This is a genomic window from Halomonas sp. A29 (assembly GCF_046723295.1).
GTDB lineage: Bacteria > Pseudomonadota > Gammaproteobacteria > Pseudomonadales > Halomonadaceae > Halomonas.
This window is the reverse complement of record NZ_JAXQPR010000013.1, coordinates 85,677-99,572: the sequence shown is the minus strand read 5'-3', so window position 1 is coordinate 99,572 and position 13,896 is coordinate 85,677. Positions and strand designations below refer to the sequence as shown.

Genomic DNA, 13,896 nt, shown 5'->3' with positions numbered 1-13,896 from the left:
CACGCCAAGAGCCAACTCAACCTCGGCTACCTCATCCACCAGCACGGCAACACCCGCGGCGCCTTTCGCGGCACCGGCTTCGAACTGCGCAGCGACGCCTACGGCGCCATCCGCGCCAACGACGGGCTCTACCTCACCAGCTGGGGTCAGCTCGGCGGCGCCGGCGACCAGCTCGACCTCAGCCCCGCCACCCAGCAACTGCACAGCGCCTACCGCCTCGCCGACAGCCTCAGCGGCAGTGCCGAGCAGCACCACGCCGAGCCCCTGGCTGCCCGCGACCACCTCAAGCAAGCCGGCGACGACACCCAAGGCACCTACGGCCCCGGAGCCGGCAGCGGCGACGCCGATCACGCCACCGCCCAAGGGGCCAGCCAGGGCGGGCGTGGCGAAGCCGCACGCCTCAACGCCCCCTGGCTGCACCTCGCCTCGCCGGCGGGGATCGCGCTGAGCACCCCCGAATCGAGCCACCTGGCGCAAGGCAAATCGCTCAGCGTAACCAGCGGCGAAGACATCAACCTGGCCACCGGGCGCAGCCTGATCGCCGCCATCTCCGAGAAACTCTCGCTGTTCGTGCAGAACGCCGGGATCAAGCTGTTTGCTGCGCGGGGCAAGGTCGAGGTCCAGGCCCAGAGCGACGCGATGGAGCTGACCGCCGAGAAGGACGTCAAGGTCACCTCGACCGAAGGCCTGGTGCGCATTGAGGCTGCCGACGAGGTTCTGCTCTCTAGCGGGGGCGGCTACATCCGTCTCAAGGGGGGCGATATCGAGATCCACGCCCCCGGCAGGATCGACGTCAAGGGCGCCCAGCACGCCTTTGCAGGGCCAACGAGCATGGGCAGCAATCTGCCGGTAATGCCAGAGAGTGGATGTGAATCCCAGATGAAGGGGGCGGATCAGCAGCGTGCAGGAGCCACGCCGCTGGGAGGGTAACGGCAAGATGCCTGCGAATCACGAACCGCTATATGCCGAGAGAGCCGATGAGTTGCCGTCACAGTGGCTGCGGCAATGCTCCTACGCTCTGCTGAATCCGCTGACGGTGGATACGGACGCCTGGGTCGACTTGCCGGGTGAGCCACTGGTGACCGGAAACGTCAACACCCGGCCGCATCTGTTGCCGCAGCTGATCCATTTGAATGAGCTCTCGGCCGGGGCTCGCGAGGCGCTGGCCGAGCGTATTGAACAGCACCAGCGGCGTGGCGTGGCATTCTTCTGCGCTTTGTTGGACAGCCGTGCACCTGCGGAGCGGATGGCGCAACACCTCAAACTCCACCTGGAGCAGCGTCGCCCCGGTGACAAGCGGCGTTGGTGGCTGCGGTTCTACGACCCTTATGTCTTCCGTCACTTGTGTTGGCAGTTGGATGCCGAACAGATGGACCGTCTATTAGGGCCGATAGACGCCTGGTACTGGCCGGATGCGCAGGGGCACTGGTATTGCCGGCGGCACCAGTCGGATCAGGCGTCGGACGTGCTTCACCTGCTGCTCAGCCGAGCACAGTGGGCTCGTATCGATCGCTTGGCGTTGCTCAATCGCACCTTGGACGCGCTGGAACTGGCAGAACCCGAACGAGAGCAGGATGCAGCCTTGTGGCGATGGGTCGACACTCTGCTGGAGCAAGCGGAACGACAGCCACTGGCTGACGAGGATGATCGCCAGTGCTATGCCGAACAGGCGGTGCGCTTTCACCCTCAGATTCACTCTCACCCAACGATCCATGCCCGGCTCGACCGCGTTCGTGAGCAGGGCATCTCTTATACTGCGGCCTGTGCCGACCTCGATGACGCCAGGATGGCCAGCCTGGCTGCCGAGCTGGCAGGCCCAGATAGACGCAAGGAGGCTCGATGAGCAGCTCGACCCAACAACAATCCATCGCGGCATGCCCCTATTGCCAGAAGGGGGGATTGCCGATCCTGCCTCTGCGCTACGCCATCACCCGCACCGACAGCAGGAACTCAGCCCCTTCGGGACCGGCGCTGAGCGGGTCCTTCGGTGCCGGGGTGACCGATATAGGCCTGCCGAACGGGCAGGCCTATACCCTGCGTATGCTGCGAGGCGGCTATCTGTATGTGTTCAACGAAGCACGCGGGAGCTGGTCTGGCTACGTGGTCACGGAACGGGGCTACCTGTTTCCCTATGTCACGGAAATCAAGCACGACATCCTGGCGCGGATGAATCCGGAGCGGGTACAGGGCGGCATCGATGCCCTGCTGCAACCGCCGCCCCGGGAGGAAGAGTTCACCTGCGCCAGCAATCCTGATCACCACTATCCGGGCCGCTGCCTCACCATCCCCAATGCCGACCAGGCGGGGGATATCTACCTGGCTTTCTCCGATACCGCCTGGACCAAGCGCGTGTGGCACGAGCATGCCACCAACGCCGCGGTGGGGAGCGGTGGCCTGCGGCGTCGGGATCACATGCGAAAACTCTCGCTGGCCGCCTGGCGTGGCGGCAGTGCCGAGCATGCCGCCCCACTGGCCGAACTGGAAGAGCGTGTCGCCGAAGCCGGCTATCCGTGGATGCCTGCCGACATGCCGGCGTTCGTCTCCAACGAAGACAGCGTTCCCCCGCCGACCCCCTTCGGTCACAGCCTGGTCCCCATGAACGGTATCGGGGGGCAGACCGAGGGACTGCAGCGGTGGGCCGATGACCAGGCCGAACCCCTCGGCATGCAGCCGGTGATGGTGGCGCTGGAGGATCCGGTAGGCATTGCCGCCGATCTGGCGGGGCTGATGGGGGCGAGGCTGCGCGAAAAGATGGCAGATCCCGACCACGCCCGGCCGCTGGCGATCTCCTCGGCCATCGCCAATATCCGGCAGAGTATTCGCGAAGATGCCGAGAATCGGCAGATCTATCGCACCGAGCGTAGCGCCACTCAGTTGGTTTACGGTGGAGGCTATGGAGGTGGCGGGATAGCGCTGGCAGGGGTATTCAGCTCCACCGTGCGTGAACGGCAGCAAGAGATGTTGGAGCGCTGGCGTGACCCCACCCCCGAGCAGTTGGCAACTGCCCGAGACGACGCTTGGAGTAGCTACCGTGACAAGCTCGACAAGCCAAGGTTGCACTCGTGGGAGGCCGCTTGGCAACAGGAGTTGCAGAGCTTCGATAGCGAGCAATTGGCCCCGCTGGCTCGAGCCCATGTGGAGTGGATGGAGAGCGATAACCTCTACCAGTACTTGGATGCCCAACATGACGACAAGGACATCGATTCCGGTGCTTCCTTTGTCGATGCGCTGTTGCTATGCATTCAAGACACTCAGGAGTATGCCCCTTGCGTGGCGCTTTACGAGCGCTGGCTCTCTGCGACGACCGTTGAGCGGCGTAACCTGCTACTGAGAGCTCTGGGTTACCACCAGGAGGCGATACTGGAACAGTGGGAAGGGCAAGTGCAAGGAGGGTTACAGGCGGAAGCTCTGCGTGGTTTACCCTGGGATGGCCTGATCAAAGGTTACGACGAGGCGCGCAGTGCTCTCCGCGAGGGAGGCAAGAACGCGGTCGTGCGGCTGACAGTCGCCATGGGCGGCCCCCTCGGTAAGGTGGCCGCAACAGCGGTTGACCGGGCCGTGGGACCGGCGTTGGTGGCAATGGGCGTCATTGCCCGTGCGCCGGTGATCCTGGTAGATGTGACGATGAGTAGAGGCCAGGCAATTGCGGAGCTGATCGCCCGCATGGTGGCGGTCAACCCCGAAGTGGGATCGCTGGATGACCTGAACCGGGCGATCGATATCCAGATGCGTAAGGCACGCATCTACGGCACTGCTGTCGAAGGCAGCGGTCGGCACCGCTACCTGATCATGGCCGACCCTAGGGTCGTTGGAGATTTTCCCGGGAAGGATGCCCAGGGCAATGCTCGCCGTTTCGCCGAGGCCGTTATCCTGACCCCGGCCGATCGTCAGGAGATGACACGTTTGCGTTGGCGCCAGCTGCTGCCCACCGAGGCCGGATTGGGTGTAATAGCGGGCATACTGCAAATCATCGCGTTGCGCAAGCTGGCCGATGATCTGGCCAATAGTCTGGCGCATGAAAAGAACGAAAACCGCTGGCGCTATCACACCGGCCTTGTGGGTTTGGTGGGGGTGCTGTCGGAGACAGCTGGTAGATGGTCGGAGAGGGCGGTGCAGACAGGTAGTCGACTGGGGCGATTTATCGAACGCTATCTCGGGCGCTTCTTCCGCTTTGCCGGCCGTGGCTTGGGGATTGGCGCGGGCGTGGTGATGGCGATATGGGATTTTCGACGCGGACTACAAGAGCTTGGAGAAGGAAATGCTTGGGTAGGAGCGTTATTCATAGGGTCGGGTTTCGGTACTATCGTAGCATTGGTTTCCTTCACGAAATTGGGTGCGATGATTTTTGGTGCTTTCGCCACTGGTGTGGGTATTGTCTTGGTGGTGTTGGTGATAGTGATCGCCGTCTTGATCGAGATCCTCAAGGACAACAAGATACAGGACTGGCTGGAGAGATGCCATTTCGGAAAATTTGAGGCAGGTGAGCGCTACCGGGATCCGGAATTGGAGCTGCGCGAACTGGAACTGGCCCTTAACGACATGAAAGGCTGACGCATGGATTACGCTGGACTGGATTATCGCAATATCCGTTTTCCCGTGGATCGCCCTTTAACAGAGGGCGAGAAAGGGGCGCGCTACGATCAGAGGAAGCCAAGCAGCGCACCGCCGATGGATTTTTTATCGGTAATAAATTTCAATAGTAGCTATATTGATCTAGTGGATCGCTGGTATTCAATAAAGGGGTTCAATACTTGGTTTGGGGTATGTGTTTCAGGGCTCAGTCTCGCTGGGGCCTGTATTATTATTTGGGCGTTTTTCTGGGCGCCTGTGACAGAGCAGCGTGAAGCACTTTGGTTCATGGTGATCGTCTTTCTGCCAATTGCACTCGGGCTTGTCTGGGGCGGCTGGTGGCTGATCCGCACCGAATGCGGCCGCTGGACCCACTACCCCATGCGCCTGAACCGCAAGACACGTCAGGTGCACTTCTTTCGCCAGAACGGCACCGTCCTGACGGTGCCCTGGGACTCACTGTTTCTGACTTTAGGGAAGGAAAAGAGTCCGCTGTCGGGCACCACCTATGATCTACGCGCCCATGTGCTGGATGCCGATGGCGAAACGGTGCGCGAGTCGTTCACGCTGGGGTATCCCTCCCCGTTGGGTAATGCAGCATCAATCGACAAATTCTGGGCCTTTCTGCAACCCTATATGGAAGCAGAGGATGGTGTAGAGCGCACTTGGCGCTATCTCAAGAACGATGCGGAGTATTTTGTACCGGTAGACAATCGCAAGGAGGGCTGGCGCTGGAGTATTGTACGTAGCTTCATGCTGGGCGCACATTGGCCTTATTTGCAATTGGTATTCTCACCTTTTTTTGGTTTGAATGCCATCGGTCGGATGTTGGCGATGGGGACCAGCAAGGTACCGAAATGGCCGGAGGAGATCGAGCGGGAGNACCAGCAAGGTACCGAAATGGCCGGAGGAGATCGAGCGGGAGAGTCCGGTAGACGCGGATGATCCCTACGTACTGACGTGGCGCGACAATGGCCCGATTGGCTGGTGGGAACTCTACTGGCCGCTGATCTGCACCGTCATTGGCGTAGGTGGCTTCGTCGGCGTGATCGTCTGGATCGTGTCTGGCCTTTGGCGCTGAGTGGGCCTTTCGGCGCAGCTCTCGGCTGATCGTGCTGCTGTGGATGATCAACTCCCTGCTGATCTGGCGCTGGCTCATGCCTAGGTCCTAACGGGCGTGGATCTGATATCGTTGGGTCTGGGTCAGCTGTCGGTATCCCATGCTCTGCTTCACTTTGGTCGGTGAGCTGAGAAGGGTACCGGCGCTGGCCCTCCTGCCTCTACCGTGCGGTCCAAAGTACCGCGGTTATATCTATGAATCTAGGCTTACATTGCTTGGGTTGTCCGCGACTGGCTGGGGCGTCATTCTCGCTCTTGCTGTCATAGGGTTTTCTCTATGGATTGACTTTATCAATAATAATTCCTTTCAGGATTGGATGGAGCGCAGTTACTTCGGAAGTTAGAAAGTGAGCGCTACGATAACCTCGAGGTGGAAATGGAGCAGTTTGAACTGGCAATGGAGGCACTTGGACAGGAAGGCGGCGAAAACGCCGCTATGGGGGGTAAATAATGCTTACAGGCTGGACCAAACCTTTCAAGCTGGATCGTCCTCTGGAGCGTGAAGAGCGCTATGCAGAACTTCCGAAGCAGCGGCAGCCTGGCATTATCCCAGATTCATTTGGTAGCCTGATTAGTTTTAACTCGACTTATGCTGAATTTATTGATCGCCGAGATCGCTTGCGGGGGATGGCTTATACAACTTTTGGCGGGTTGCTTGCGCTTCTTATTTTTTTAGGCGGATTGTTTTTTGTTGTTTACTCTATTTATGATTTGCTAAGAGGGCATGAGGTTGTTGCTAATGGGGTTTTTGCTGCTGTTATGTCAGTGTTAGTTTTCGGATTTACTTGGTTTGCTTGGCGCCGCCATTTTAGTAAGGATTTGTTTACCTATACTCATTACCCTATTCGTTTCAACCGCAAGGACCGTAAGGTGTATGTCTTTCGACACAATGGCCCGGGCGGCGTATTGACGGTGCCTTGGGACGAGGTGTTTTGGCATGTCGGGCGCGGGATGGAGCAGAAGTTCCTGTGCGATATACGCGGCCATGTGCTTAAGGGCTCGAGGATCAAGGATACCTTCGCTGTGGGCCACTATTTCGATGACAGCCGGATGGATCGCATCCAGGCGATGTGGGAGTTCATTCGCCGCTATATGGAGGAAGGCCCGGAAACGGTTGCCGAACACCCGCTGGATCGTCAGATCGACAAATCGGTCACCCCTTCTTGGACCAACTGTTACATTCATGCCTACGCCCATATGGGCCCGGGATTCATTGCCTTGCGGTTTGTGCTGTTTCCGCTGTTCTACACGATCGTTGGTTTGCTGACCTTGGGACGTTGGCTGACCTTGAACAGCTGCAAGACGCCGGTATGGCCACCGGAGGTGGAGGCCGAGTGCCAGGTCGAACCGAACGACCCGCACCGATGGGAAGAACCCAGCTATCAGGGGGAGTTCGCCAACCGGCCCGGCTCACTAGAACGCCAACTAGAGCGAATGCGCCTGCAGGGTGGAGGGCGCCGATGAATCGGGCATGGTGCATAGCATTTTGTAGCTTGCTGCTGGCCGGCTGTACGGAGCCGGCCGCAGACGATGTGGTCACAGGCCCACGGGTCCTGATGGAAGTACTGTTCTGTAGCAGCAGCCCAGGCACCACGAGGCTGCCCGCCAGTGCCACTGTCGTGGCACTCACGCCGGGGCTGGGCTTTCCGCCCAGCGGCCGGGTGGCCATAGACTTCAAGGCCGATGGCGAGGTACTGGCAAGGGGCGTCGCGGGTATTCATATGCAACAGGCCGCCTACTCACAGCCGGCTAACTATTCGACAGCCAGTGTATTCAAGGCGAATGTGTCAGCCGGCAGGAGCCTGACCACCGTCGATGAATGCGTAGTGTCGGGCTATTGGGATGCCAACGGCGAGCCAGTCTCGTTTGAGGAACGGACCGGTATTGTCACCTTCGGGAGCTCGTTGCTAGATGGCGCGTTGCTGGGAAGGTAATCACCCCGGCCCGGTTACTATCTGCGGGATGGAAAAGGGAGGGCAACTATCCCAGCTTCACAAGTAAGGTTAACTATGAATTAGGCTCCTGCAATGGAGGCTTTCAATACCGTCAGAAAAGAGCTTTGGAAATGGTTACAGGGAAGGCAGATCAGAGTAAGGACATTCAACTTCAGGCGCGCTTCTCACGGCGATTGACGGTGGCGTTGCTAGGGTTCGTCGGGCTGGCGGTGCTCGGGGTTGGCATCACCTTGCTGATCCGGGCGGCTTTCTAGGAGCGGCGGTTGCAGCAGGGCATCGATGCCCTGCTGCTGCCGCTCCGGGAGGAAGAGTTCACCTGCGCCAGCAATCCTGATCACCACTATTCGGGCCGCTGCCTCACCATTCCCAACGCCGACCAGGCGGGGGATATCTACCTGGCCTTCTCCGATACCGCCTGGACCAAGCGCGTGTGGCACGAGCATGCCACCAACGCCGCGGTGGGGAGCGGTGGCCTGCGGCGGCGGGATCACATGCGAAAACTCTCGCTGGCCGCCTGGCGTGGCGGTAGTGCCGATCACGCCGCCCCTCTGGCCGAACTGCAAGAACGTTTCGCCGAAGCCGTCATCCTGACCCCAGCCGATCGTCAGGAGATGACACGTTTGCGTTGGCGCCAACTGCTGCCCACCGAGGCCGGATTGGGCGTGGTGGCGGGCATACTGCAGATCATCGCGCTGGGCAAGCTGGCCAGATGATCTGGCCAATGGCCTGGCGCATGAGAAGAACGAAAACCGCTGGTGCTATCACACCGGGCTTGTGGGTTTGGTGGGGGTGCTGACTGAGACAGCTGGTAGATGGTCGGAGAGGGCGGCGCAGACAGGTAGCCGCATTGCCAAGGCGCTGGAGCGATACGTTGGCGTTGCCTTGCGTATAGTAGGAAAAGTTCTGGGTATTGCCACGGGTGTGGCGATGGCAATATGGGGCGGTATCCGTGGGTGGCAGGAGATCCAAGAGGGGAATGGTGGGGCTGGTGCACTGTTCCTCACATCAGGAATATTTACTTCTCTTGCGGTTGTGGCCTTCACGAAATTGGGCACGATGCTTTTTGGTGCTGCTGCCACTGGTGTAGGCATCGTATTGATTGTGTTAGTGATCGTGATCGCCGTCTTGATCGAGATCTTCAAGGACAACAAGATACAGGACTGGCTGGAGAGATGCCATTTCGGAAAATTTGAGGCAGGTGAGCGCTACCGAGATCCGGAATTAGAGCTGCGCGAACTGGAGCTGGCCCTTAACGAGATGAAAGGCTAACGCATGGATTACGCTGGACTGGATTACCGTAATATCCGTTTCCCCGTGGATCGTCCCCTGACCGAGGCCGAGCGCGCGGCACGTTACCATCAGAAGAAGCCAAGTAGCGCACCTCCGATGGATTTTCTGTCGGTCATAAAATGTAACAGCAGCTATATGGAATTAGTAGATCGCTGGTATCCGATCAAAGGGTTCAATATTTGGTTTGGAATCTGTGTCATTTTACTTTCCGTTGGGGGGGCGGCGGGGATATATAGTGCCCTATTTTTTTCCGGCCGCACCGCACCTGTAGAGATGGTGGACTGGATTGGACTAAGCTTTTTGACTCCGCTTTTCCTGGCATTCGTTTGGGGCGGCTGGTGGCTGATCCGAACCGAGTGTGGCCGCTTGACCCACTACCCCATGCGCCTGAATCGCAAGACACGACAGGTGCATTTCTTCCGCCAGAACGGCACCATCCTGACGGTGCCCTGGGACTCACTGTTTCTGACTTTAGGGAAGGAAAAGAGTCCGTTGTCGGGCACCACCTATGATCTACGCGCCCATGTGCTGGATGCCGATGGCGAAACGGTGCGCGAATCGTTTTCACTGGGATATCCATCATTACTGGGAAATGCCGAGTCGATCGACAAGTTCTGGGCCTTCCTACAGCCCTATATGGAAGCGGAGAATGGCGTAGAGCGCACCTGGCGCCATCTTAAAGAGAATACGGGATATTTGATGCCGGTAGATGGGCGCAAAGAGGGCTGGCGCTGGAGCATCGTGCAAAACTATGCCTGGACGGGCCATTGGCCATGGCTACAGTTGCTTGGCTCCCCCGTGCTGGGGCTTAACGCCATCGGCCGAATGTTTGCGATGTGGACCAGCAAGGTGCCGAAGTGGCCTGAGGAGGTGGTGCGGGAAAGTCCGGTAGACGCGGATGATCCCTACGTACTGACGTGGCGCGACAATGGCCCGATTGGCTGGTGGGAACTCTACTGGCCGCTGATCTGCACCGTCATTGGCGTAGGTGGCTTCGTCGGCGTGATCGTCTGGATCGTGTCTGGCCTTTGGAGCTGAGTGGGCCGCTGCCTCACTATTACCTGTGCCGATCACGCCGCCCCTCTGGCCGAACTGCAAGAACGTGTTGCCGAAGCCGGCTATCCCTGGATACCCGGGGGCATGCCGGGGTCCGTTTCCAACGATGACAGCGTTCCTCCGCCCACCCCCTTCGGTCACAGCCTGGTTCCCATGAACGGTATCGGAGGACGGCAGGGGCAGGTCGAGGGGCTGCAGCGGTGGGCCAATGCCCAGGCCGAACCGCTTGGCATGCCTCCGGTGATGGTGGCGCTGAATGATCCGGTGGGGATCGCCTCGGAACTGAATGAGCTGGCCATGGAAAGTGGCATTGGCTAAACCGGAGTACTCTACAGCATGCTGCTCGACGCCACCGGCCGCCAGTCTGTACCTTCATAGGTTAGGGGGACTTCGTTCTGTGATCGGCTGGGTCGTGTCCGGTCTTTGGCGCTGAGCGAGCCGTGGATTCGCTTCCCGGTTGGCCTGATCGTGACCGATCCAACCCCCATGGAGCTGCCGAACCATTGGCTTCAGCTCTCTCTCATCTTTGTTGCCCCTGGTGGGGCCGTATTGTTTTGATCCAGTTGTGCCGCAGGTGGATTTGAATAAGGATGGGTTCGGAAACGGGGAATGGGCGCATCGAATCCGAGTGGACTTGCTTTTAGGTGTAATTGTTATGTTATAACGTTCGTTTTCAGGAGAGAAAGCCATGCAGGCCGACCCCGAGGCGCAGCGACTGCTGGCCATGCCAGAAGCGTCATATATGAACGAGGAGCAGTTGGCCTTCTTTCAAGCGCGGCTGCTGACCGAGCAGGCCGAGGTGGAGGCGCATCTCGAAGAGGTGCGCAAGGCCATTGCCGACAACGAACGCAGCGGTGACGAGCTCGATCGCGCCGCGGTAGAGGAGGATGTGCGGCTGCTGCTGCGCCAAGCCGATCGCGAGACGCGCCTGCTGCGCAAGATCGGCCAGGCGCTGCGGCGCATCGAGGAGGGCGACTACGGCTACTGCGCCGAAACCGGCCAGCCCATTGGGCTGGCGCGGCTGATGCTGCGGCCAACCGCGGAGCTGTGCCTCGAGGCCAAGGAGCGCCAGGAGAAGCACGAACACCACTACAGCAAGTCAAGAGGAGACCAGTGATGCCCCCCAATACTTTGCCCGTCACCGTTCTATCCGGCTTTCTCGGAGCCGGCAAGACCACCCTGCTCAACCATATCCTGGCCAACCGTGAGGGCCGCCGCGTAGCGGTGATCGTCAACGACATGAGCGAGGTGAACATCGATGCCGCCTTGGTGCGCGGCGGCCCGGGCAGTCAGGAGGGTGAGGTGGCCCTCAACCGGGCAGAGGAACGCCTGGTGGAGATGAGCAACGGCTGTATCTGCTGCACCCTGCGCGAGGACCTGCTGATAGAAGTGAGCCGGCTGGCACAGGAAGGGCGCTTCGATTACCTGGTGATCGAATCCACCGGTATCTCCGAGCCGCTGCCGGTAGCGGAAACTTTCACCTTCGAGGATGAGCAGGGGAAGAGCCTCTCCAGCGTCGCCCGGCTGGATACCCTGGTTACGGTGGTCGATGGCGCCAATTTCCTCGAGCAGTATCGCGAGGCGAAATCATTGGCTGAAGCGGGTGAGAGCCTCGGCGAGGATGATCTGCGCAATGTGGCCGACCTGCTGGTCGATCAGATCGAGTTCTGCGACGTGCTGTTGATCAGCAAGTCCGATCTGATCGACGAAGAGCAACTGGCCGAAGTCAAAGCCGTGCTGGGTACGCTAAATCCCGATGCCGAGCTGATTGCCATGGCCAATGGCCAGGTGCCGCTCGACAAGGTGCTCGACACCGGCCGCTTCAGCTTCGAGAAAGCCCAGCTTGCCCCCGGCTGGCTCAAGGAGCTGCGTGGCGAGCACGTGCCCGAAACCCAGGAGTACGGCATCTCCAGCTTCGTCTACCGGGCCAGGCGCCCCTTTAATCCACAGAAGTTTCACGAGCTATTGCACGGAGACTGGTTTGGCGGCAAGCTGCTGCGCTCGAAGGGCTTCTTCTGGCTGGCGACGCGGCCGGAATTTGCCGGTCAGTGGAGTCAGGCGGGCGGCATCGCCCACTATGGCTTCGCTGGCATGTTCTGGAAGTCAGTGCCCGAGTCGCGCTGGCCTACGGATCCGGAGAGCCGAGGATATATCATGGAGCAGTGGGAAGAGCCGTTCGGCGACATGCGCCAGGAGCTGGTTTTCATCGGGCAGAACCTCGACGAGGCGAGGATTCGCCAAGCGCTGGATGCCTGCCTGATCGGCGATGCCGAACTGGCGGATGGTCCTCAAGCCTGGGGTTCGTTGCCCGATCCTTTCCCGGCCTGGGAATTGCCAGGCTGAGTTGGCAAGATTGTCAGCCGTTATTCCAATTGATTTAATAAACGAAAGTATGATGGAAGCAGCCGGTATATCGACAAAAAAACTCGCTATTCCGGCTGTAAACCGCCCCGTTAACGGCCATACTGGATCTAGGTCCGCTTTAGAATCGGGCCACAGGGAATCACAAGGGAACCAGAGGTCTTCGTCATGCACTCCTACAACCGACACTACCTCGGTGTGGCCATCTTCGTTTTTTTCTGCATTCAGCTGTTGTCGATCGGTACGGCGCAGGCCAACCCCCGTTACGCGGCCATCGTCATCGATGTCGAGAGCGGCGACGTATTGCACGCCGCCAATGCGGATGCCACCCGCTATCCTGCTTCACTGACCAAGATGATGACCCTCTACATGCTGTTCGAGGCACTCGAGAACGGCAGCATGCATCTCAACCAGTCGCTGCCGGTATCTTCCCATGCCGCTTCCATGCCCGCTTCCAAGCTGTGGCTTTCGGCGGGTAGCAGCATCACGGTGGAAGAGGCCATCAAGGCCCTGGTGGTGCGCTCCGCCAACGACGTTGCGGTAGTGGTGGCCGAGGCGCTGGGCGGAACGGAATCCAGCTTCGGGCGCATGATGACCCAGCGTGCCAATGAACTGGGCATGCCCAATACCGTGTTCCGCAACGCATCAGGACTGCCGGACAACGCCCAGGTCACTACCGCGCGTGATATGGCCACCCTGTCGGTTCGCTTGATGCAGGATTATCCGCAGTACTATCACTACTTCTCTACCCAGAGTTTTACTTATCGCGGCACCACCCATACCAGCCACAATCGGCTGGTGCGCAACTATCCTGGCGCCGATGGTCTCAAGACCGGCTTCATTCGTGCTTCGGGCTTCAACGTTGCAACCTCGGCGATTCGTGACAACCGCCGTATCGTCTCGGTGGTAATGGGCGGTTTTACCGCTGCCTCGCGCGATACCCATATGGCCGACCTGCTCGACCGCGGCTTCGCCCGGCTCTCCATGCTGCAGCGTGGCGACTGGATCGCCCGGGCCGACGTGCTGGGTGACCGCATGGAGCTGTCGGAGAGCCCGCCGGCCTCGGCCCAGCAGTTGGCGGCTGCGCCGCAGGCAACCTCCATGCCTGAGGTATCCGATTCAGAGCGCCGACTCTCCTTCCAGTCGGAAATGGACATCGAGATGGGCTCCGCCGACGACCCGATTCGCGCCTTGATCGCCCAGGCCGATTCGCCGCGCGCCGTCAGTGGCAACTGGGCGGTACAGGTCGGAGCCTTCAATGATCCGGATCAGGCTCGCCACCTGGCGACCCGTGCTGCCGATAGTCTTGCCAGCCTCATGCGCGACGTGCGCGTGTCGGTGGCGGAATCGGACGGCGAGCGGCGTGTCTTCCGCGCCCGCCTGGTCGACCTGCAGGAGAGCGACGCTCACTCCGCCTGCAACAGCCTGCGTGCCCAAGGCATGGATTGCATGGTGGTCGCCCACTACTGAGCGATTGCTGATCCGCTTGTTTTTGACCAGTTGCAAGAACGACGCCCCGCCTGCGGGGCGTCGTTCGTTTGGGCCT

13 protein-coding genes are annotated in these 13,896 nt (G+C 59.9%); all 13 read left to right on the top strand.

Annotated features, from left to right (window positions below; genetic code table 11):
- A partial coding sequence (locus tag SPH52_RS20480; protein ID WP_411796892.1) for a DUF2345 domain-containing protein occupies positions 1-930 on the top strand: 930 nt, incomplete at its 5' end.
- Positions 902-1,843: a DUF4123 domain-containing protein gene (locus SPH52_RS20475; protein ID WP_411796891.1), complete on the top strand. Its 942-nt coding sequence runs from the start codon at positions 902-904 to the stop codon at positions 1,841-1,843. The genes SPH52_RS20480 and SPH52_RS20475, both read left to right, overlap by 29 nt.
- A complete protein-coding gene (locus tag SPH52_RS20470; RefSeq protein WP_411796890.1) occupies positions 1,840-4,551 on the top strand; it encodes a T6SS effector BTH_I2691 family protein in 2,712 nt (903 codons plus the stop codon). The genes SPH52_RS20475 and SPH52_RS20470 overlap by 4 nt, the downstream gene beginning before the upstream one ends.
- 3 nt (positions 4,552-4,554) lie before the next feature.
- Positions 4,555-5,514, top strand: coding sequence for a DUF6708 domain-containing protein (locus tag SPH52_RS20465; protein WP_411796889.1), 960 nt, complete (start codon positions 4,555-4,557; stop codon positions 5,512-5,514).
- 624 nt (positions 5,515-6,138) lie between these two features.
- Complete coding sequence (locus tag SPH52_RS20460) at positions 6,139-7,152, top strand: DUF6708 domain-containing protein (protein WP_411796888.1); 1,014 nt, start codon at positions 6,139-6,141, stop codon at positions 7,150-7,152.
- Between the two features lie 92 nt (positions 7,153-7,244).
- A complete protein-coding gene (locus SPH52_RS20455) occupies positions 7,245-7,622 on the top strand; it encodes a hypothetical protein (RefSeq protein ID WP_411796887.1) in 378 nt (125 codons plus the stop codon).
- A 284-nt stretch (positions 7,623-7,906) separates the two neighbouring features.
- The gene (locus tag SPH52_RS20450; protein ID WP_411796886.1) at positions 7,907-8,356 is read left to right on the top strand and encodes a toxin VasX; all 450 of its coding nucleotides are present in this window, start codon (positions 7,907-7,909) and stop codon (positions 8,354-8,356) included.
- 76 nt (positions 8,357-8,432) lie between these two features.
- Positions 8,433-8,912, top strand: coding sequence for a hypothetical protein (locus SPH52_RS20445; protein WP_411796885.1), 480 nt, complete (start codon positions 8,433-8,435; stop codon positions 8,910-8,912).
- Between the two features lie 3 nt (positions 8,913-8,915).
- On the top strand, positions 8,916-9,971 hold the full coding sequence (locus tag SPH52_RS20440; RefSeq protein ID WP_411796884.1) for a DUF6708 domain-containing protein: 1,056 nt from the start codon (positions 8,916-8,918) through the stop codon (positions 9,969-9,971).
- Complete coding sequence (locus tag SPH52_RS20435; protein WP_411796883.1) at positions 9,972-10,307, top strand: hypothetical protein; 336 nt, start codon at positions 9,972-9,974, stop codon at positions 10,305-10,307. It begins immediately after the preceding gene.
- Positions 10,308-10,677: 370 nt separating this feature from the next.
- Positions 10,678-11,106 (top strand): RNA polymerase-binding protein DksA, encoded by a 429-nt coding sequence (dksA, locus tag SPH52_RS20430; RefSeq protein ID WP_411796882.1) that lies wholly within the window; start codon positions 10,678-10,680, stop codon positions 11,104-11,106.
- Positions 11,106-12,332 (top strand): zinc metallochaperone GTPase ZigA, encoded by a 1,227-nt coding sequence (gene zigA, locus SPH52_RS20425; RefSeq protein ID WP_411796881.1) that lies wholly within the window; start codon positions 11,106-11,108, stop codon positions 12,330-12,332. Before dksA ends, zigA begins: the two co-directional genes overlap by 1 nt.
- 186 nt (positions 12,333-12,518) lie before the next feature.
- Positions 12,519-13,820 (top strand): D-alanyl-D-alanine carboxypeptidase, encoded by a 1,302-nt coding sequence (locus tag SPH52_RS20420; RefSeq protein WP_411796880.1) that lies wholly within the window; start codon positions 12,519-12,521, stop codon positions 13,818-13,820.
- The last annotated feature ends 76 nt before the right edge of the window (positions 13,821-13,896 follow it).

Bases quoted from the DNA above. Each gene is read 5' to 3' on its own strand.
- SPH52_RS20470 (WP_411796890.1), top strand. From the start codon at position 1,840: ATGAGCAGCTCGACCCAACAACAATCCATCGCGGCATGCCCCTATTGC.
- SPH52_RS20460 (WP_411796888.1), top strand. From the start codon at position 6,139: ATGCTTACAGGCTGGACCAAACCTTTCAAGCTGGATCGTCCTCTGGAG.
- SPH52_RS20455 (WP_411796887.1), top strand. From the start codon at position 7,245: ATGGAAGTACTGTTCTGTAGCAGCAGCCCAGGCACCACGAGGCTGCCC.
- SPH52_RS20440 (WP_411796884.1), top strand. From the start codon at position 8,916: ATGGATTACGCTGGACTGGATTACCGTAATATCCGTTTCCCCGTGGAT.
- dksA (WP_411796882.1), top strand. From the start codon at position 10,678: ATGCAGGCCGACCCCGAGGCGCAGCGACTGCTGGCCATGCCAGAAGCG.
- zigA (WP_411796881.1), top strand. From the start codon at position 11,106: ATGCCCCCCAATACTTTGCCCGTCACCGTTCTATCCGGCTTTCTCGGA.
- SPH52_RS20420 (WP_411796880.1), top strand. From the start codon at position 12,519: ATGCACTCCTACAACCGACACTACCTCGGTGTGGCCATCTTCGTTTTT.